This window comes from Paenibacillus sp. JZ16 (genome assembly GCF_015326965.1).
Classification (GTDB): Bacteria; Bacillota; Bacilli; order Paenibacillales; family Paenibacillaceae; genus Paenibacillus_AQ.
Genome location: NZ_CP017659.1, coordinates 1 through 21004, shown reverse-complemented (window position 1 = coordinate 21004; position 21004 = coordinate 1). Strand labels below are relative to the sequence as shown.

Annotated in this window: 21 protein-coding genes and 1 other annotated feature; of the genes, 3 read left to right on the top strand and 18 right to left on the bottom strand. The window is 48.6% G+C overall.

Features of this window, described 5'->3' with window-relative positions:
- Positions 1–53: 53 nt before the first annotated feature.
- The 12 genes from BJP58_RS00105 to BJP58_RS00050 form a co-directional block, all read right to left on the bottom strand.
- Positions 54–1271 (bottom strand): MFS transporter, encoded by a 1218-nt coding sequence (locus BJP58_RS00105; RefSeq protein WP_194542258.1) that lies wholly within the window; start codon positions 1269–1271, stop codon positions 54–56.
- A 26-nt stretch (positions 1272–1297) separates the two neighbouring features.
- Entirely contained in the window at positions 1298–1708 is a 411-nt protein-coding gene (locus BJP58_RS00100) for a hypothetical protein (protein WP_194542257.1), read from the bottom strand.
- Between the two features lie 110 nt (positions 1709–1818).
- On the bottom strand, positions 1819–4326 hold the full coding sequence (locus tag BJP58_RS00095; protein ID WP_194542256.1) for a WG repeat-containing protein: 2508 nt from the start codon (positions 4324–4326) through the stop codon (positions 1819–1821).
- Positions 4327–4501: 175 nt separating this feature from the next.
- On the bottom strand, positions 4502–4963 hold the full coding sequence (locus tag BJP58_RS00090; RefSeq protein ID WP_194542255.1) for a DUF2269 family protein: 462 nt from the start codon (positions 4961–4963) through the stop codon (positions 4502–4504).
- The gene (locus BJP58_RS00085) at positions 4960–5586 is read right to left on the bottom strand and encodes a TetR/AcrR family transcriptional regulator (protein WP_194542254.1); all 627 of its coding nucleotides are present in this window, start codon (positions 5584–5586) and stop codon (positions 4960–4962) included. The genes BJP58_RS00090 and BJP58_RS00085 overlap by 4 nt, the downstream gene beginning before the upstream one ends.
- 29 nt (positions 5587–5615) lie before the next feature.
- The gene (locus BJP58_RS00080; protein WP_194542253.1) at positions 5616–6068 is read right to left on the bottom strand and encodes a DoxX family protein; all 453 of its coding nucleotides are present in this window, start codon (positions 6066–6068) and stop codon (positions 5616–5618) included.
- 194 nt (positions 6069–6262) lie between these two features.
- A complete protein-coding gene (locus BJP58_RS00075) occupies positions 6263–7510 on the bottom strand; it encodes an MDR family MFS transporter (RefSeq protein ID WP_194542252.1) in 1248 nt (415 codons plus the stop codon).
- Positions 7511–7782: 272 nt separating this feature from the next.
- Positions 7783–8187 (bottom strand): NUDIX hydrolase, encoded by a 405-nt coding sequence (locus tag BJP58_RS00070; protein ID WP_194542251.1) that lies wholly within the window; start codon positions 8185–8187, stop codon positions 7783–7785.
- Positions 8188–8220: 33 nt separating this feature from the next.
- Positions 8221–8679 carry a DMT family transporter gene (locus BJP58_RS00065; protein ID WP_194542250.1) on the bottom strand — a complete coding sequence of 153 codons (459 nt, stop codon included), beginning with the start codon at positions 8677–8679 and terminating at the stop codon, positions 8221–8223.
- A 40-nt stretch (positions 8680–8719) separates the two neighbouring features.
- Positions 8720–9421 (bottom strand): Crp/Fnr family transcriptional regulator, encoded by a 702-nt coding sequence (locus tag BJP58_RS00060; RefSeq protein WP_194542249.1) that lies wholly within the window; start codon positions 9419–9421, stop codon positions 8720–8722.
- A 48-nt stretch (positions 9422–9469) separates the two neighbouring features.
- Positions 9470–9895 carry a DMT family transporter gene (locus BJP58_RS00055; RefSeq protein WP_194542248.1) on the bottom strand — a complete coding sequence of 142 codons (426 nt, stop codon included), beginning with the start codon at positions 9893–9895 and terminating at the stop codon, positions 9470–9472.
- Between the two features lie 216 nt (positions 9896–10111).
- On the bottom strand, positions 10112–11032 hold the full coding sequence (locus BJP58_RS00050; protein ID WP_194542247.1) for a tetratricopeptide repeat protein: 921 nt from the start codon (positions 11030–11032) through the stop codon (positions 10112–10114).
- 219 nt (positions 11033–11251) lie between these two features.
- On the opposite strand from BJP58_RS00050, the gene BJP58_RS00045 reads away from it, so the two are divergent.
- Entirely contained in the window at positions 11252–12115 is an 864-nt protein-coding gene (locus tag BJP58_RS00045) for a pentapeptide repeat-containing protein (RefSeq protein WP_194544752.1), read from the top strand.
- Between the two features lie 146 nt (positions 12116–12261).
- On the opposite strand, the gene BJP58_RS00040 is transcribed toward BJP58_RS00045, so the two are convergent.
- The 4 genes from BJP58_RS00040 to BJP58_RS00025 all read right to left on the bottom strand — a co-directional run bounded on the left by BJP58_RS00040 (position 12262) and on the right by BJP58_RS00025 (position 16112).
- Complete coding sequence (locus BJP58_RS00040; RefSeq protein WP_194542246.1) at positions 12262–13944, bottom strand: glutamine--tRNA ligase/YqeY domain fusion protein; 1683 nt, start codon at positions 13942–13944, stop codon at positions 12262–12264.
- Positions 13945–14021: 77 nt separating this feature from the next.
- Positions 14022–14281, bottom strand: a binding site (T-box leader).
- A 96-nt stretch (positions 14282–14377) separates the two neighbouring features.
- Complete coding sequence (gene infC / locus BJP58_RS00035) at positions 14378–14866, bottom strand: translation initiation factor IF-3 (protein ID WP_194542245.1); 489 nt, start codon at positions 14864–14866, stop codon at positions 14378–14380.
- 33 nt (positions 14867–14899) lie between these two features.
- Positions 14900–15643: a metallophosphoesterase family protein gene (locus BJP58_RS00030; protein ID WP_336245473.1), complete on the bottom strand. Its 744-nt coding sequence runs from the start codon at positions 15641–15643 to the stop codon at positions 14900–14902.
- 28 nt (positions 15644–15671) lie between these two features.
- On the bottom strand, positions 15672–16112 hold the full coding sequence (locus BJP58_RS00025; RefSeq protein WP_194542244.1) for a GNAT family N-acetyltransferase: 441 nt from the start codon (positions 16110–16112) through the stop codon (positions 15672–15674).
- Between the two features lie 281 nt (positions 16113–16393).
- On the opposite strand from BJP58_RS00025, the gene BJP58_RS00020 reads away from it, so the two are divergent.
- Complete coding sequence (locus BJP58_RS00020) at positions 16394–18340, top strand: elongation factor G (RefSeq protein WP_194542243.1); 1947 nt, start codon at positions 16394–16396, stop codon at positions 18338–18340.
- Positions 18341–18525: 185 nt separating this feature from the next.
- Here BJP58_RS00020 and BJP58_RS00015 read toward each other — a convergent pair whose 3' ends face one another.
- A complete protein-coding gene (locus BJP58_RS00015; RefSeq protein WP_194542242.1) occupies positions 18526–19149 on the bottom strand; it encodes an MBL fold metallo-hydrolase in 624 nt (207 codons plus the stop codon).
- A 78-nt stretch (positions 19150–19227) separates the two neighbouring features.
- Positions 19228–19785, bottom strand: coding sequence for a TetR/AcrR family transcriptional regulator (locus BJP58_RS00010; RefSeq protein ID WP_194542241.1), 558 nt, complete (start codon positions 19783–19785; stop codon positions 19228–19230).
- Between the two features lie 305 nt (positions 19786–20090).
- Between BJP58_RS00010 and BJP58_RS00005 the strand changes: the two genes are divergently transcribed.
- Positions 20091–20960 (top strand): cation diffusion facilitator family transporter, encoded by an 870-nt coding sequence (locus BJP58_RS00005; protein ID WP_194542240.1) that lies wholly within the window; start codon positions 20091–20093, stop codon positions 20958–20960.
- Positions 20961–21004: the final 44 nt, after the last annotated feature.

Below are 21004 nucleotides of genomic sequence, written 5' to 3'. Positions count from 1 at the left end.
AAGGTTTATACGGTATACGTATAATTCCGGACAAAAGAAGAGCCCGGTTCTAATCAAACCGCGCTCTTCCCGTTTTTATAAAGGATACGGTTAACTTTCTCGGAGCTCAGCAGCATCATCACGGCAAACAATAGAATGACGACAGGGAACAAACCTATCGATATTTGAGCCGCAACGATGCCAAACAACGGAGGCAGTATCGTGGTGCCCGTATAAGCTACAGCCATCTGATAGCCCATAATTCTGGATGAGTGGGCTCTGCCGAAGCGGGCCGGCGTTTCATGCAGCAAACAAGGAAATATAGGCGCAAGCCCGAGTCCGATGACAACCAAACCGATTAGGGACAAATAGGGATGCAGCGGCAGCAATAACAGGATGGCCCCTGCAATGGCTGTCATCTGCCCGGCCCGGATAAGCGTGAGGTTGTTGAACTTCAGCGTTACGAATCCTGTAATAAATCGGCCGACCGTGATGCCTCCATAATACATGGAAACCCACACTGCTGCTGTTTCTAACGGTAAACCTCTGGTCCCGACCAGAAAGCTCGCTCCCCATAAACCGACGGTCATTTCCGCTCCGCAGTAAAACAAGAAGGCCATCAAAGTAAACTTAACCCCTTTCATTTGAAGCGGGTTTCCTTGTTTGCGTGCGGCAGCCTCATCACCGCTCGTTGATTCGTTTCTCGTATGAAGTTCCTCCATGCCTTGGGGCTGATGTTTGCCCGCCACGATCCTCCAAAGCGGAAGCGTGAGCAGCAGGATGAAGACCAGCACGAATTGCAGCATCGATACGGTATAATATCCGTCTCTCCATGCATCGTTGGTCCCCATCGAATAAGACATGATGATGGGTCCTAACGTTGCGCCTACGCCCCAGAAACAGTGCAGCCAGCTCATATGATGGGCCTTATAATGGTTCGCCACGTAGTTGTTCAACCCCGAATCGACTGCCCCTGCACCTAATCCAAGCGGAATCGCCAGCAAAATCAGCCAGAACAGCGATGGCGCAAACGAAAATCCGAGGAGCGCGCTCGCCGTCAACAAACAGCTGACAAACGTAACGATACCCGTTCCGAAGCGTTCAATCAAACTTCCGCTGACCAAGCTGGATACAATGGTGCCTCCGGTTACGACCATGGATAGCAGCCCTGCGGATTCGAAGGCTGCGCCGATCTCCGGCTGCATGGCCGGCCAGGCGACCCCAAGCAAGGAATCGGGAAGCCCTAAACTAATAAAGGCCAAATAAATAATAAGAAGAAAAAAAGTTACCACAAATTAAGGTCCTTTCTACGACGTGATCATTCAGATAATGGGATTGTATAGGAAGTGATCTCCTTAATTTTGGCAGCTTTACCGCTGCTAAACCGGTACACGTTACAAAATGCCAGGCGCTTCCGGTCATCGAATACAAGGATCCCTTCCGCTGCGCCGGTACTGCCATGTGTAATCAGATGATGAATATGCAGTTCGACTGTCTTGCCATACTTCACCTGACATAACGATTCAATCACTTGTTCCTTCCCTTGAACGATTCTTTCCCCAACGTAATTCAGCTGAATCCCATCCGTGAAATTCTCATTCATAAATTGTGCGTCCATGCCAGCCATAGCGATGTGGAGTTTCTTAAGCAGCTCCTTCTTCGGTGCGTTCCCGCAATCCTCAGCGCATGTGATAACGAAATCTTTTTTGCCTGTGACACTATCTGCCATAACCAAACCTCCAAGCCCAGCTTCGTATGTAAGGGGAGTTTTCATCTATTCTAATCCTTGTTCGGAAATATGGAAAGGTTAGGTATGGCTTTTATTCCCAAAATGAAAGCTCAGGAATGAAACGCACTCCAAAATTCACTCTCCGTATTGATCATGTCCTTGATCTCAGCGAAAGGAATTGTGAATGTCGGAAAACCCGCTGCGTAAGGAGCGATCTCATACGGTGCAAACACCAGATGCAACGCGTCCTCGGTTACATAGAAGGGCTGGTTTGCTGCAATTCCCTTGTAGCTATCAGGGAATACGTACGAATACTGCGGATCCTCTTGTATCTGCTTGCCAACGATACGGCTGAGCTCCTTCACATAATCGATGCCAGGCTTAAACAAGTCCTTCAATTCATACATCCTGCCGTTCTCCAGGTTGATCACAGCGTAAACTTTGGTTGGCATGCCATGTGCGGCACCGAAGGGATAGTTATAGCCGTTCAATTCTAGTTCGAGGAGCTTCTGCTTGTAGAAAATGACGTCAAAATCACCTGTATACGTGTAATCAAGCTGTTGATTCTCAGGAATGAATTTCACCTGTGACATTTCTTTAAGCTTCGTATTCAGCGTTTGCTGAGCTGCCTGATCCCTCATACCTTCGATCTGTGGATAGTAGACCAAGTAATCCGGATTGGGTTTGTACTTTTCTTCCATTACCTTATAAGGTGGTTGCAGCGGAATCACCGTGTTCTGCTTCCAGATGACGTGACCCGACCGGTCTACGTAAGACAGCCGCTGATCGACCAATGCCTTAATTAGCCCGCCTGGTTCGAGCGTGAGCGAACCGCTGCCGTTCACTTGAGGATACCCCGGCGCCGGTCTGCCGGTTCGATCAATAAAATACGTCTGCTGTGCATCATAAACAGATGCCAATCCGTGCTTGTATTCCGATACTTCACGGTATACAAAATCGGATAACCTCTTTCCATCCCAATCCGCAATGGCATAGATCGAACCGATATACGGCTGTGCAGGATCGATCGCACGTCCAAGCGCAAACCGGTCTCCATTCAAATCCCGAATATCGTTATATTCCGGTTGGATGACCCACTCGCCCTGTTTATTAATGACGCCATACTTCGACTTGTAATCTTCAGCCGTGTTGACGATGGCTCTGTCATGATGAAAAGGAAATGCCGAAGTATAGGTCGGCGGAATGACGATGTTCCCCTGCTCGTCGATATAGCCGTATTTGCCAGTGCTATCCTTCTGATAAGCAAGCAAGCCATCGCCGGGCGGTCCGACGTAGACGAATGGATAATTGGCCAATCGGCGGCCATGGAGATCAACGAGCGCGTAATGACGGTCTTGGATTTTCACAACAGCTTTGCCATCGACAAAATCATTCGCTTCCTCATATTGCGCCGGGATTACCTCTTGGCCTGCGGAATCTAAATAGCCGTATCTGCTGTTCGCGCCATCGCCACTGCCATTATCGGTTACATAATAAACCGCTCTTCCTTCTTTAAGTTCTGCGATATACGGATAACCTCGTCGTGTCAGAACTACTCCTTGTTCGTTAATCATCTTAAAACCTTGTTCATCGATCACGGTCGCTCGATGCTCCGAGAACGGGCTGATGAACTGATATATAGGCTTCACTACAAAACGGTCAGACCTGTCGATGAGGCCATACTTCCCCTTCACGCCTACGATCGCGAGACCATTGTCCTGAAAATCCTGTGCATCATCGTACTTCGGCTCAATGACCATATTTCCGCTGCGATCAATGTATCCCCATTTCGTTCCGTTCGTCGTTTTCACGGATGCCGGAAATAACCCGACATGCTGCTGAGACTGCCCTCTGCTTGCCAGCATCTCCTTGATCCGTTTCTCAAGTTCAAGCAGCGTTTCGCGCGCCGGGTAAGGTTCTGCGAACGTAAGTGCTTTGCGGACCGACACAAGGGCTGCTTCCGGCATTCCGGCCCGATACTGTGCCTCCGCCAGGTAATACCAATAATATGAGTAATCCGGATGTTCTTGCGTCAGTCTCTCGTAGTACCTAACAACGACAGGATAATAATAGGGGTATACATCCGGTGCAGTGACTAAGGCCCCTTGGCTCCACCTGACGACCTCGACTCGATAAGCTTCGCCTGTATCGTGAATCCAAAGCGCAATTTCAGCCTGACCATCCGGACCCGAAGCACCTGGCATGTCGGCAATTTCGATATAACTGTAATATATATCGGCAGGTGCGATATCTTGGAGGCCCTCTGGTGTCCAAGCGTATATCGACAATTTTGACCAGATGGAACCGAGCTGCCATCCCACGATCAATTGATTCATATGAGGGTTCAACACCGGGGCCGCGGTCAATAAATGAACCGCATATCCCTGCCCCAAGACATTGGCTACGACCTCATATCCGCCGTTGCGGTACTGCAGCACAAATAAATATAGTGCTTCATTGAATCGGGACACACCAGCAATCTCCAGTATGTGATCTCCCGTTACGTCGGCTGCGATAACCGCAGGATGTTCTATAGGTTTATCGATTCGTACAAGTTCAGCACCGCTTGGCAGATAAGCCTTAGCGATTTGTGCCAAATGCTGATCATTAACGGACATTTGGGCATCCTCCCTTATTCAGAGCTTTCTCGCCTAACTGTATGCAGAGGATGGTCAAATATGCACCTGCAGGCAGGTTGAAATGGCACGTCTCACCCCTGTGTTCCATTGTCGGATGAACGCAAGTTAAAAAACCGACCTGATCACGTTAGGCAATCAGATCGTTCTCTTCACTTCAAAATGGTTTGCTGACCATGAAGTATAAAATAACAATGGGCAGCAGGGTGGCTATTGTCCCGCCTAAAGCCCAATACGTCGAAGCTCTTTTATAACCGGCTGAAATGACCCCATCCCTAATGGATTGCATGCTATGCCGAATCATTCCTTTTTGCAGCGGAATCAAAAAACCTGCCCACAGGATCCCCGTAACGCCAAACAGAATCAATGAGGCCATCAGCCAGTTCATTCCGCCCATTGCATATCCGGCTTGAACAGCCATCATAACGCCTGAGACGATAATTAGCAGCAAACCTGGCAGGGTAAATACCATATCGGCTAACATAACATTCTTAACCGTATTATGGACTTCGGCCGGATCCCCTTTCAGGTCAGCTCTTATTTTCCAGAATGCCGCCGTAATGATATTACCGAGAAATAATACGCATCCGGCGATGTGCAGAAATAACCACAGCGTCATAAGCCATCCTTCCCCTCTTTCCGGTGCCCGGGCCGGAGAATATCGATGATGAATTCGGCATAATCCTTCGTGCTGAATGCATGACTATTTACACCGATAAGCCCCCGCATCCGCAGTCCGAACGACAACAGCTCGAACAGCTCGGCGGTGCGTTCCGCATCGATGGATTCCGGTATAACCCCTGCTTCCTGGCCTGTGACAATCCATAGCTTCGAAGTGGCTGTCGCTTCCCTATAGAAGCCAGCCACAATGTCGGCGATTTCGGGCTGATCGCTTTTGCCAATCAGGTACATGAAGATCAGGTTGCTGACATCATCACGACTTTCCAGTCTCGACATGCTGTTGGTAATGGTATTCATCGGTCCGTCAAACTGTTTGATATCCCCTTGCTTGTTCACTTCGCTCATGAACTGCTCGTTCTGCTCGGCAAGCTTAGCCCGTAATACGTGCACAAACAACTCATCCTTACTTGAAACATAATGAAATATGGCGCCTTTAGACAAACCGGAACGCTTCATGATGTCATTAAGGGTGGTTTGGCTGCAGCCTTGCTCCCTAATCAGGTCTTCCGTGGCTTCAAGCAGTATTCGCTTGGTTTGCTCTCGCCTTTCTTCCTGCTTCACTTATTAATTCCTCCTTGATGATAAGTTGATTACCCTTGAGGTGGAAGCCAGCCCGCCATGAGAACCGCTGCCAGAAACACGATTTGGAGAAACGTTCTCGGTACGATTGGAGTGACCGGCTTACCGCCAAGTGACAAATGGTGATTTGCTGCGTATACATTGGCGGGAAACATGGCGATCAGCATCAGCGCCAGACCGGCAGAGGCCCATGCTGTTGTAGCCGGAATAAGGATGAGCATCGCGCCTGCAAGCTCCAGCACACCGGTGATGGTAACCATGAGCGCAGCCTTCGGTATTCCTGGCGGGATCATGGCGATTAAATCGGGTCTTCGTTTTCCCCAGTGGGCAGAAGCCGTTAGCAGTAACAGGACCGCAACCGCAAATCTGAGTGAGATGACCCAGTCATTCATATACTCCCAGCCTGCAAAGCCGAGCGTCCGAAACAAAAGAAGCGAAACCAACATGGCTATAAACGGAATCATGACCTTCACCAACCCTCCGTATATTTGTAGCTTTATTATATATACCGACCAGCGGTTTGTAAATATGAATTTCAAATTTATTCCTTTAAAGACTTCAGTCACGTTCAGCGTCGAATAAAAAAGAAAGCAAGCCTGCGGCTGCGTTCCAACCGGGCTTGCTCTCATTTCTACTCTCTTATCATAGGTCTGGCCTATTATGCTGCGTCTTTTTTTTCTTCATACATTCGAAATAGCAGGATATACAGCACCACACTGATTAATGCCGATAGCAAGATAATGCTGAATATACCCATAGGCTGCAGCCAAGAGGACAGAAAGACCGTCACTGGTGCCAGAAATCTTCCGATCGTAAACTGTAAGCTGTCAGCTCCCATATACTGTCCTCTTGCATGCTCCGGAGCATAACGGCTGATAAAGCTTTGCGTCACGGGGGAACGGACCATTTCGCCGAAAGTGAAAATAATGGTTACAAAGAATAGGAACCAGATGTTTGTGTTCAGCCCGAGTGCAAAAGTGCCTACTCCGGATAACAGGGAAGACAGTACGAATACGTCACGCTCCTTCCAATCCCGAAACCACTTGGTGACCGGGAGAATAAAGAGAACGAACAAGAGCCCGTTAAGCCCCAGCACCCACCCTAATATCTCCGTGCTCGAAAGCATAAGCGAATGCCCATTCCAGGAGAACAGCGCCTGGGATGGTACATAATCGATCACATATACAGCCAAATACAGATCCAGCTGCATGATGGCCACAAGAGCAAAAATCCCCGCCAGTATGTACACCAAAAACACCTTATCTCGAAAAATGACGCCATATCCCTTCCACTGTTCCTTGAATACCTGAAGAATCGAACCTGTCGGCTTCGTGCGTTTTGCAGGCGCCGGCAGGGTTTCCTGAACGATGAAGTAAATGGCGATAAAATAGATCAGTAAGACGAAGGAACAAGACCACAGAAGCTCTTGCCGATACTGAAAAAAGAAAATGGCCCCAAGCGCCGGACCAAGCACGGCTCCCAAGTTGTTCGCCGTCATGAACGTTGCAAATACCTGCCGGCGTTCTTCAACCGGAACCAGATCGGCTACCATCGCGGAGCTGGCAGGCCTATAGATGGCGCCCCCGAATCCGATGCCGATAAATGCGGCATAATCGATCCAGTGCGAAGGCGACAGCGCGAACAGCGCAAACATGACCGTCTGCAGCGAGGCGCCAAGCAGCATGATGGGGCGGCGTCCCAGCCGATCGGCTAATGCGCCGCCGAGCAAGCTGCCGATGATGCTGAATATCGGCGGAACCGTCATGAGGATTCCCGCGATATGATTGCCTAAAGCCGCTCCGAAATAAACCGTTATGAAGGGAAAGTACATCCAAAACAGCATATTGAACAGCGCTTCACCCAATAATCGAACCTTTAAGTTGTTATCCCATAATCGAATTTGCACAGGACTCCCTCTTTCTATCCGAACAGCACAAGTAAAAAATGCGATATACCACGTCCCCCGGCCGGGTATTACAAACTATAAAACATTTCCCTGGCAAAATATAGACTTATATTAAGCGCTGAGCTATACTAATAATATGAAAGCCGAATATCGTCCGATTTAATTTAGATGACCCACAAAACGAACATTTGTTCCATATATGACAAGACGCTCCCGCGGGAGCGTCTTTTTTGATGCATGGAGCTGGATGCAGGCTGCTTCTCCAACGGGACTTAATCAGCCAGCTTCTTCAATTCATGCAGATGATCGAAGATCATCTGGCAGACCTCAGAGACCCGCTCCCGATCCTTGTACGTTAGCCAAGCCAATTCATCAATTTCCGAAGCCGGGCTTAACTCTCCTTCATACTCCGCCGTGTAACAGGACATCGTTACTCGAACGCCCTCCGATTTGCCGTGAGCGCCAGCGCGGAAGCTGCCAGCATGCGCCGCGGTCTCCGGATTGATACGAACGGACAGTTCCTCCTGGATTTCCCGCACCAGCGTGTCGATATCGGATTCCCCAGGTTCTCGCTTTCCTCCCGGCAAGTAGTACGTATCCTTTCCTTTGGAACGAGCGCCCAATATGCGTCCTTCCGCGATGTGGATCCAGGCGATTTTGTCAATCTCCGTTATCATATGGATTCCTCCTCTCATCAGATAAGCTTAACGCTAAGCCGTCTCTTGTTGTTCCCGTTTCCCGCCTAATTTAAATACCAGAATCCCGCCAACAATAACAAGAACACCGATCAGCTGATTCATGGTAAACGGAACCTTCTCTAACCCTAACCATCCCAGGGAGTCCCACAACAACGCAAAACCGAGCTGCGAGGTCATGACAATCGAAATGGCGAATGTGGCACCGAGCAGCCTTGTCGCCTGCACCAGGCAAATCACCACGCCGACCCCAATCAACCCGCTAATCCAGTACCAAGGCTCCATGTTATGTAGGGAGAACGTCCCTTTGCCTTCTACAACAAGACTCATGCCAAACGAAGCCACGAAGCCCATGCCTAACACCAACGTCGTTGTAGACCAGGAGCCTGTTTTCTCATTCACTCTGTTATTGAAAATATTCTGCAAACTAACCAATGAACCCGCGATTAGTGCCAATACCAATCCTGCTATCATGTTCCATCTCCTCACTTCATTGATTCATCCTCACCAAGCGTCATTCTTCGTAGATGTTGCCTCCCGCTACACTCGTCAACGCTTCCCGATCTTTAATCAGAATGAACCCCTTGCGGCGCTCGATCAGCCCTTCTTGACTGAACTTCAGAATCACCCGGTTTAAATGCCGGTAGCTGGTGCCGAGCAGATTCGCGATATCCGTCAGATTGTAAGCGGCCGGATCGTTGGCAGCGAACGTGCCTGACTCTTCGTCAGATACGGATAATAGATAGCTGGCCAGTCGCACCTCAACCGGATGCAGCAAATTAAAACTCAAGAAATTGGATTTAATATAAAACTTCCGCGTAATGATCCGCAGCAAAAATTGCAGCAGCGGCGGATGCTCCTGTCCGTATTTGCGAAGCCAGCGATAATGCACGCCGATCATATACACAGATGATATGGCCTGTACCGTATTGATCAACGGATTGCCTTGAATGTATTCAATATCTCCGATCACCTCAAGCGGTGTTTTAAAAGATAGAACAAGCGCCTTGCCTTCTGCGGAGGTCGTGAAGATTTTAATCTTCCCTTGAACCAGGATATACAGCATCTCGGCCGGCTCGCCTTGCGTGCAGACGATGTCGCCCTGATCGAAGTGATATAACACCAGATATGGCATTAAATCATCGTGAAATACGGACTGGATCTGGTTGCTCAGCAAAAAATGCTGCATGAGCTCCGCATTATGAATTTCCTTCACGTCTCTCTCTCCTTTCCCGAACATTTCAATGGATCACTTGCTTCCATATCATAATTTGATTATCACGACACCGGCGATCATCATCCCAATCCCGATGAAGTGAGGCAAGCTCATTCTCTTCTTCACCACGCCGAACCATCCGTTGCTGTCAATCAGGAACGTTAAGAATAACTGGGCAATCAACAATGCGGATATCGTTAATGTGACACCGATATTCTGAATCGCTGTCACCTCACTGAATATAATGGGTGCCCCCAAGGCTCCCCCGATTAGATAGAGCGGCTTCACTTGTCCAAATCCTTGTCTGCTTCCGTCCCGGACGAACAGCAAAATGACCAAAGCCATAATAAATCCGGTCAACTGCGTAACGGTGGCAGCCTGCCATGTGCCCATATCCTGGCTAATCCGGGCATTGGCCACCCCCTGCAGCGTAATGCAGGCACCGCCAATGAATGCAAATAAGATTCCTCTCACGATACATACTCCTTTTTCTATAGGTCTGTATACTATTAAAAGTGAATTCCCCAAACTCGGGAAAGGACATATGTCCTGAAATGAAGGGAATTCCAAATAAAGCGATGCCCAAAGACACGAATTTCATTATATACTATCGGTCGGCTTGGCATGTAACATACAAAAAAGCTGCCGGATTTCCCTTGGCAGCTTAACGGATTGCCACGATGCAGTGACTTATACATATTCAGGATGCCCATGCCTTTTGCAGCCGAACCAATAACAAGCGGTCAGTATGGATGGACGATGATCCATGACGGGATTTACTCCTTCTGTGAAACGAGAATTGATCGTTTGGTAATTTTCAATATCGTCCAAGGCGAAGCGGATGCTTGCCTGGTTTTCCTCATCAAACTCATCTTCTTCCGGATCATGCTGAATATCGGCAATCCATGCCCTGTTTTCTTGTACTGCCTCAGCTGCGATTTCTTCTGCTCTTTGATTCTGTTCAGTACGAATCAGCGAATAGATAAACCGATTCACCCAACGAGGATCCTTCGCGAATTCGCGCCAGCCTTTCTCGTAAAAGGTAACGGCAGAATGGTATTGCCCCATCTCCAGATACAATTCCGCGATCTCGACATCTCCGATATAGTCGTCTGTCTCGCTCATCAATTTCTCGATCATCGCAAGCGCTTCGTCATATCGTTTCGTTTCAACTAAACAGGCCGCATATTCATATTTCGTATACTCGTTCTCGCCTACAGCTACAGATTGTCCAAAGTAGGAGACGGCCAATTCTACGTTCTCCAGCCGGTAGGCTGCCACGGCTGCATTATGCATAGCTACAGGCGTTGGATGAACACGAACTGCGCGTTCTAACGCCACAAGCGCCTCTTCCCACTGTTCAAGATTCAGGTACGCTTCTCCTAGCAATTGGTAAGGAAAATGAGAGCGAGGCTGAAGCTCGATGCACTCCTTCAAAAGCTCAATCGCTAGATCCTCGGCCGCTTCCCAGCAGCCCTGATCGTCCGGTATTCCCTCGTGAACATAGAAAAACGCCAAGTTATGAAGAGATTGAACATCTCTCGACTCCCTGACAGCCTGTTGAAACAGTAACAATGCACGCTCGTAATCATTCGATTCAATTGCCTCCAAGGCAAGTTAGTTTGTTGTCATGCTATTCCCCTTTATCTATTCGTTCAAATGCTTAAGGTGCATTATAGCATCCGGGGCTTCTGATTTTAATCCCTTCACCAGGTATAAAACCGTTTAAACCAACATTTCATCTATGACTCTATGATCATTTTGTTTTAAAATATAAATAGATGTCACATTATTGACGTAACACCGACTGGAAGGAGCTCCTCTAACATGATGCCAGACAAACAAGAGCAAGGTCCCGATGAACAGGGTGGATTACAATTACAAGCGGATTGCGAACGCTGCTTTGGATTATGCTGCGTCGCTTTACCTTTCGCCGCCTCCACGGATTTTGCCATAGACAAAGACAGCGGAACCCCTTGTCACCATCTGCAATCCGATTTCCGCTGCGGTGTGCACAGCAGCTTGAGGCAGCGAGGTATGAGAGGCTGCACCGTATACGACTGCTTCGGAGCGGGACAAATGGTTTCACAGGTTACCTATAACGGACACGACTGGCGGCAGGCCCCTGGGACGGCAAAAGAAATGTATGACGTATTCCCGATCATGCGGCAGCTTCACGAGCTGTTATGGTATTTGAACGAAGCCCTGACTTTGCAACCGGCTCAAGTCATTCATACCGACTTGAGATTGTCGCTGGAAGAGACACGACGGATGACTCAGCTTCCTCCCGAATCCCTGTTAAGATTGGATGTGGCAGCTCATCGGGCAGACGTGAATCAGCTGCTTCTTCGGACCAGTGAGCTTGTGCGGGATGATGCGCGCAAGAAGCATAAGGGACCGCCCGTGCGTCAAAAGATCGGGGGCCGCGGTGCTGATCTGATGGGAGCTAAACTTAAAGGAGCAGACCTAAGATACGCCAATCTGAGAGGAGCTTATCTTATTGCCTCGGACCTCAGAGGAGCCGATCTGCGGGCTGCCGACCTGATCGGTGCCGATTTCAGGGACGCAGACCTGAGAGGAGCCAATCTGGCGAACAGCCTTTTCCTTACTCAATTCCAGGTTAACGCGGCAAAAGGGGACGCCAATACCAAACTGCCTCCATCCTTATCTCGACCGGACCATTGGACGCGTTAACGCTGAATATATCGGGTAGAACAGCTGAAGATTTACTACCAACACCAAAAAGCCGGCAGCTAACTTGCAGCCGGCTTTTTGGTAATGGCCGAATCGCCTACACTTAACGCCTGTAAACGCTTCAGTTATGGAATTGTATTTTAATTTCACATAGGCTTCTTCCATGAATCCTTCAAAGGAACGATACGGTTAAACACCAGTCTCCGTTCGGTCGTATATTTGGAATCCACGCAGAAATAGCCGTGTCTGATGAATTGGTACGTTCGGTTTTGGGTCGCCTCCTGCATGGAAGGCTCCAATATAGCATTTTCGATGCGAATCAACGATGCGGGATTCATTAGCTCCTCCCATATGTTCCCCGATTCAGATAACTCGGCAGATTCCTTCAGCAGCTTATCATACAAGTGAAGTTCCGCCGGGATCCCGTGCTTCGCAGACACCCAATGCAGCGTTGCTTTCACCTTCCGCTCATTAAATCCGCTCCCGCTCTTCGTTAATGGATCATACGTGCAGTGGATCTCCATGATGTCCCCCGTGTCTGGAGCTTTCACGACATGTTCGCATTTGATGAAGTAGGCTCCTTTCAAACGCACTTCCTTGCCAGGAGATAACCGGTGAAATCCAGGAACGGGCTCCTCCATAAAGTCCTCACGCTCGATGTACAACTCCCGTGAAAAAGGAACCTCCCGCTCACCCAACGTATCATCATTTTCATGATTCGGTATAGCAAGCATCTCGGTGCAATCTTCTGAAAGATTCGTGATGATCACCTTCAGCGGCTTCATGACAGCCATTGCGTTATAACACCGTTCCTTCAAGTCTTGACGGATATAATGATCGAGCATGCCTGAATCCACCAGACTGTTGCCGCGAAACACCCCGAGTTCGCCCAGAAAACGCCGAATGCCCTCAGGTGTCACGCCTCGCCGCCGTAATCCTTTCAACGTTGGCAGTCTAGGGTCATCCCATCCGTCGACAAAGCCCCCCTCTACCAATTCCCTCAGGTATCGCTTGCTCGTAACGTATCCCGAGATATTCAATCTTCCGAATTCCCGCTGTTTCGGCGGCTCGGTTACTTCCAGCTCCGTAAGTACCCACTCGTATAGCGGTCGATGATCTTTAAATTCGGCTGAGCATAGCGAATGGGTAATTCCTTCGATCCAGTCCTGGATCGGATGGGCGAAATCGTACATCGGATACACACACCAAGTTGTTCCGGTCCGATAATGCTTCGCATGAATGATACGATACAGGACGGGATCTCTCAGGTTCATGTTGGGGGACGACATATCGATTTTGGCTCGGAGTACTTTTTCCGACGTATGGAATGCTCCCGCGATCATTTGCTCAAATAATGCCATATTCTCCTCAATGCTGCGCTCCCGAAACGGGCTGTTGATGCCGGCTTCGGTCAGCGTCCCCCTGTATTCCGTCATTTGTTCGGGCGAGAGATCGCAGACATAAGCCTTCCCTTTGGCAATGAGTTTCTTGGCCGCTTCAGCGATTTGATCCGCATAATCCGACCCGAAATATACACTCGGCTTAAGTCCAAGCCACTCGATATCCTCCTGAATCGCATGCACATATTTGATATCTTCCTTCAGTGGATTCGTATCGTCGAACCGAAGATTGAATGTTCCATGAAACCGGCTGGCGATGGAGTGATTAATGTAAATCGCATAGGCGCTGCCGATGTGCAGATAGCCGTTGGGCTCCGGCGGAAATCGCGTAGCCACCGGCCTGTGATACACGCTGTTCTCTACATCCTCCTTGATCATCTTGGTCAAGAAATCCACCGTTTCTTCTCCTTTGTTTTTGTCGTCGCTCATACCTGACTCCTCCTTACGTTGTTGGATCTGCCGTAATTCCATGAAAAACAAAAAAATCCCGTCTCCAAGACATAAGTCTTGGGGACGAGATTGGTTTCGCGGTGCCACCCCTATTCGCCGATATCTCACGATATCAGGCCTTATCAGGTACGGCCATCACGCGATCGCTTATACCCTAGCTCTGTAACAGGAGCTCCTGTCGCACCATCCCTTATCCATAAGTTCCGATGCGCCGCTCAGAGGCTTGGTTCAATGAATGGCATCCAACTCCTTTTCAGCTTACCGGAGCTCTCTGTAGGGATTCCTGTTCATCTACTCTTCTCTTCATGGCGTTTACAATTTGATCCATAGTATCATCAAAAAAATAAAAAGTAAACCGTAAAACGTCGACTGCAATGAAACGCCGATGCAATGAAAAATTTGTCCCGTTCTGTTAGATAGGCAGCAGCTTCACCGTAGCCTGCTTGCCGCTGACTTGTATACCCGTCTCCTTCTTGCCTACCTCAGCCAGATCCTGCACGAGTCGCTCCAGCAGTTTGCGGGCGGCTTCGCCCTCCCTGCCTTGAATGCGAATAACGGGCTGGACAGCTTTGCCCGCTGCCAGCAGCTTATGCATTTGCGACAGCTTGGTGTCATAATCATGCTCTTCGATATGGACGGACAAGCGGAATTCCTTTACTTTCATCGGACCGGCTGAAGCTTGCTGGCCCTTCTTCTCTTTCACAGCCTCCTGCTTCGCCTGCCCCCGGCTTACGAGTTTGCATGGCGGGGGACTGCTGAATAGGGAGGTACACACCAAATCGGCTTTGTGACTTTTCGCCAGCACAAGTGCCTCATCCCTGGAGACGACTCCCAGATCTTCGCCGTTTAAGCCGGTCAGCTCTACTTCGCGTGCTTTTATCTTTTCATTCATCATTAACATGGATAGATCCTCCTATTAAAAGTAGGTGTTCGTTCATTGCTCTGCCTTTGCGTTCACATCATGGTGCATGAACCGAACAGAATGGGTTCGGTATTCCTGCTCTTCCGTGATTTCCAGACAGTTCAGCTGTTTACCGTACACGCACGCTCCATCAATACCGATTTTGTCCCCTTCTCCACAGAACCAGATCTGCTCCGAGTCGTGCAGGTTGACCGCTGGCGTATGCCCGAACACCACGGTTTTGTTGATGCCTGTAGGATAATTGAAGAATGGTTCCCGTATCCAGATGAAATCATCCTGAGGCTGCAACTTCCAGTCTTCAACACCCGGATTGATCCCTGCATGCACGAATATGTGAGTGTCTGTTTCATAGAAGAGAGCCAGCGTATCAAGAAAGGATAGATGATGCTCATACCCCTTCTTAATATAGGCTTTTCCTTCGTTATATCTGGCACGATCCATTTCACCCTCAAAAAAATCGGCGCCGCAGTAGCTTTCAATCGTATGTCGAGCTCCATTGCGAATCCAGCGCGAGTTCGCTTCATCCGTATCAAGCAAAATGGCATCCAGCATCATCTGGTCATGATTTCCGCGAAGAGTGATGGCACCTTCATCCCGCAGTTTCATCACTTGTTCAATGACTTCCCTGCTTTTGAATCCGCGATCCACATAATCCCCGAGCAAGATCAGCTTGTCCTTAGCGGGATTGTACTGCACATCATACAGTAACTGATTGAACTCATCGTAGCAGCCATGAATGTCGCTAATCGCTAATATTCGAATTGCCGTTCCCTCCCTACGCTAATCATATAAAACGATATTTAGCCATCACATCTCCCCATGGAGCAATCCCGGCTTCTTTAAACCCGATTTGGGAATATAGCCTTTTTGCATGTACATTCTCGGATTTATAACAGAGCATAACATCGTTTGTTGTATCCGGCGAGTTCCGAATCTCCTCGAGAACCAAACGAATCGCAGGTTTGGCATAATGTAGTCCCTGAAACTTGCCGTCGATCATAAACCGGTAGATCCAGAAGTTATCATCGTGCGGGTGCAGGCCATACATCACAAATCCGATCATCTCTTCATCATGGTAGATCGCACGCGTTTTGAAGCCCTCCATGAATTGAGCTTCCGCTATCGAGTATAGATTGGGGGCAATCCACTTCTCCTGTTCAGGTCTTGGTTTAAGACGGATGCAATCCTCCCAATTGTCCTTATCTATGGCATGAAGTGTTATCAAATGCAAGACTCCTTCATATATGGTGTATGCCTTTATCCTAATCCAATGCCGACCATTTTTCACGGTATTAAATATGTAAATTCAAATAAGACGCTGCACGTTGCCATATTTAGAGCAAGATAATGAACGATTATAAGTATTTATTACATATTCCGATCATCTCTCAATGGATAAACTAGAAGTAACTTTATTTTACACGGAGGCGATATACATGCGGCAATTGAACCATAACTTCCAACCGAAAGGACAACTAACTATGAAACGAATGAGGGTTATGATATATGAAGAACATATTGAATATTGGAGTTTTGGCCCATGTTGATGCCGGTAAAACCACACTAACGGAGCAAATCCTGTTCAGATCCGGCATTATTGATCAAGCGGGTTCCGTTGACCAAGGCAATACCATCACGGATTCGCTGGAGATTGAGCGAAGACGGGGCATCACGATAAAATCCGCTGCCGTATCCTTCATGCTGGGCGATCTAAAAATCAATCTGATCGATACGCCGGGACATGCCGATTTCATCTCGGAGGTCGAGCATTCACTGAGTGTGCTGGATGGCGTCATTCTGGTGATTTCCGCGGTTGAGGGCGTACAGGCTCAGACGCGGGTGCTCATGCAGACGCTGAAAGAACAACGGATTCCCACCCTTCTATTCATGAACAAGATCGATCGAATGGGCGCGAATTACCACAATGTCTATACCATGATACGAAATCTGCTGGATGAACATATTTGCGAGATGAGCTCTGTATCTCATGAGGGCAGCGCAACCGTTCGGGTAGACATCGCCGATCCCCATAACGCCGGATGGGTCGAAATGTTGGCACTGACCAATGACGATCTGCTGAACGACTATGCCCAGGATATTCCCATATCACGCGAGCGGCTGCAGGAAGAATTACGCAGGCAAACCCAGCAAGGTAAAGCTTACCCTCTATTTGCAGGATCAGCAGCCAAAGGGATCGGCATCGAGCCGCTGCTTCAAGCGCTTGGTGAGTTGTTCCCCGTTAATGACGCCTCGGAGCTTCAGCATGAATCGTTATCCGGCCTGGTGTTCAAAGTGATCAAACTTCCGAACGGAGAACGGAACGTATACCTCCGGCTGTTCGCCGGCAGTATCCAGGCGCGAGACGAGATTACGGTGATAATGCAGAACGGAAACATCAACATGTTCAAGGTAAAACACCTCCATGCTCTGCACCATGGCAAATCCATGCCGGTGAATCAGATCGATGCCGGAGACATTGCGATTCTCATGACCGATGAACTCAAGGTGGGCGACGTCATCGGTGCTGTTTCCGACAGGATGAAGAGGGTCCACTTTCAGAAGCCGCCGATTCAAGTCCAGGTTTCGGCCAAGAATCCCGCGGAGGAGCATCAACTACACACGGCCTTATGCGATCTCACCGAAGAGGATCCATTCCTGCAATATATCCAGGATATGAAAACCAAAGAAAACATCATCCACGTATTCGGTAAAGTCCAGCAGGAAATTCTGCTGGAAACGATCCAGCAGCAATATGGCATCGAAGCTGCATTTTCTGCTCCGCGGGTCATTTGTATCGAGAAGCCGGTTGCGACCGGAGAGGCTGTTGAATTTATTGGCGAATGTCCTTTTTATGCAACGGTTGGCTTACGGGTTGAGCCTGGCGAGAGAGGAACCGGAATTCAGTATCGTCTGGAAGTGGAACTGGGCTCTCTCCCCTTAGCCTTTCAGAAAGCGATTAAAGACACGGTGATTGAGGTGCTCCAGGAAGGTTTGTATGGATGGACCGTGACCGATATTATCGTGACGCTGACGCATACCGGTTACGCAAGTCCGGTGTCGACGGCAAAGGATTTTCGCAGCCTGACCCCACTCGTCCTCATGTCTGCGCTGGGCAAAGCCGGAACGGAAGTATACGAGCCTATCAATGTCATCCAATTCATTCTGCCGGAAACCAGTTTAAGCAAAGTGTTATCCAAGTTGGCAGCGCTAGAGGGGACCTATCAGGAACCAACATTCCACAACCATGCTGTCCACGTTCATGGTACCATCCCCGTGCGGACAACCGACTTGCTGAAAGCCGAAGTCCATTCCCTGACAAGCGGTGAGGGCATGCTCTCCGTTAAACCAGGAGGCTACGTGAAGGTGCAAGCCACCGTCCCTGTGAACAAACGGCGACAAGTCAACCCGCTGAACCGCGGTGAATATATGCTTTATTTGAACAAGATCATGTAAAGAACGTACGTGTCAATCCATAGCGGTGTCGAGAGATGATCTCGCCCGCTATTTTTTTGTTCGATCCGTTTTCCTTCTAAAGGATAGTCTCTGGCATTCAATGCTTCCGAACTGGAGGTATATACCGGGGATAAGGGCTGTAAAGCCGTTATCATGTGGTTGTTTACAGTGTAAGCAATCAAAGACTACCGACTGCCATGACCTTTACGAAGCAGCTTGGGATATTGCGATGACGCATGTTTAACAACACCGCAATGGGCGCAAGCCGTAAGCTTAGGGTCCAGTCGTTCAAGAATCCTCCCGCTCCGAAGTGACTCTTCCATATCAGGCGTAAATTTCGCAATGGGTCTGCGGAGTTTGCCGAAGAATGCTGTGAACAGATCGCCTGCGAGAAGAATTTTGTCGTCAGGATGATAGAATACCACATGCCCCGGACTATGTCCCGGTGTATGATAAGGGATTAACCCGCCATACGCATTGTCCAAATCCAGGGATTTGGTTGGATTAGAGGAGATATCAGATATCCGGTCCGCTTCTAATGGGTGTACTACTATCGGAACCTGCAAGGTCCGAGTCAGGTTCGGCAGCATCCCCACATGGTCCCCATGACTGTGCGTAAGCAGCACCTGTACTAAGGGCTTATTCTTGAAGCGGACGTTTAACGCTTGATACAACGAATTCCACATGGACGGTATCCCTGCGTCAACCAGCGTTAATCCGTCTCGATCTTCAACGATCCATACCATGACAGGCAATGGCCAATATACATATCCGCCCCACACGTGACGTGTCAGCTGCTTCCATCGCATTCCAACCATCTCCTTACAAAAGTTATAATATGCGCTCGCACTTTTATATACCAATTGGTATATAATGATCAAAAAAAATTACCTCAATACACCCAAAGTAACTTCTATACTGTGTTTCAAAACAACCGGGGCGGGTTCTATTTTTATGACCACGTAAAGTCCAACCAATGCCAGCATTAGAAAGTGTGCCGTGGAATGAACGTCGATGGTCTGCGCAATGTCTCCCGCTTCCTTTCCTTCGGTCAACGCGTTTTCCAGAAACTGTGATACCTTGTCCTGATACTCACGGCCTTTTAACGCGATTTGCTCATCATGTGCGGCAAGCTCCGTCATTGTGTTTACGAACAAGCAACCGCGCTTTATTCCACGGTCATCGACCGGTTCAACAATATCTCGAAATAATGCCTCAATCCCCTTGTACCCCGATCCATTAGCAGCAAGAATAGACTCGAGTTTCCGAAGAAACTGGTCCATATAAATGTCCAATACCTTCATAAATAACGCACGTTTATCTCCAAAAGCCATGTATAGGCTCGGCCGGCTAATCTCCATCCTGGTCGTTAAATCTGTAATGGAGGTCGCTTCGTAACCCTTTTCCCAAAATAACTCCAACGCATTGTTCAATGCTTTCTGCATATCGAATTCCCGCGGACGCGCCAACCACTCTCACCTCAGTTATGTACCAACTAGTATATAATCAATGTTACCCTCCTTGGATATTGATGTCAAGCGTCATGCTTAATGCTATCATCCATCCAGTATTCAGTTTTATATGCCAAGACCTTAGCCTCGAACTATCTTTCTTAGTCCAGTGCAACTCTTTTTGCCCCTTGTCACTTATTAAGTGATAGGAAAAAACGTTGCTCTAGACCCACCCCAACTCGGCTTGGTAATATAGTCAGGTACTATTTTTTGGGGCGTGTGGAAGGAGTCGGCTAGATTTGGAACAACAACGTTATCATGATTTAAAATTGGGTGAAAAAGGTGCCATCATCAGTATCATTGCTTATATCTGTTTATCTGCAATCAAATTATTGATAGGTTACACCGCGAACTCCGAGGCTCTGCGGGCGGACGGATTAAATAATGCTACAGATATCGTGGCGTCCATTGCTGTATTGATCGGACTGCGTTTATCGCAAAAACCTGCGGATCGGGATCATCCATACGGCCACTGGAAAGCGGAAACGGTAGCCTCCTTGATCGCCTCTTTTATTATGATGGCCGTCGGGATCCAAGTCCTGTTCGGGGCCGTTTCTTCCATGTTTGAAGGCAACCATGAATCGCCTGATCTTCTATCCGCGTGGACCGGTATTGGCTGCGCCATCGTGATGTTCTTGGTCTACCGCTACAACAAACGCCTGGCTACCAAAATAAACAGTCAAGCCGTTATGGCAGCGGCCAAGGACAATCTTTCGGATGCCTGGGTCAGCATCGGCACGGTCGTTGGTATCATCGGCGCCCAATTTCATCTGCCATGGCTCGATCCGCTGACCGCCGTATTGGTAGGCTTCCTGATATGTAAAACCGCTTGGGATATATTCCGGGATGCCTCACATCATTTAACCGATGGCTTTGATGAGAACATTGTCAAAAGTTACAAAGAAACCGTAAAGCAAGTGGTTGGCGTTAAGGGAGTCAAGGACATCCGGGCAAGAAATTACGGCAGCAACACGGTTGTTGACATCGTCATCCTGGTCAGGTCGAATCTGGATATCCGGGTCGCCCATGATATTTCAGACCAGGTGGAACATGAATTAAAAGAAACACACGGCGTTTATGACGTACATGTTCATATAGAACCGAATTAAGCCCCCACCATTACCAAGTTTCATAACTCATGAAGAAGGTCCGG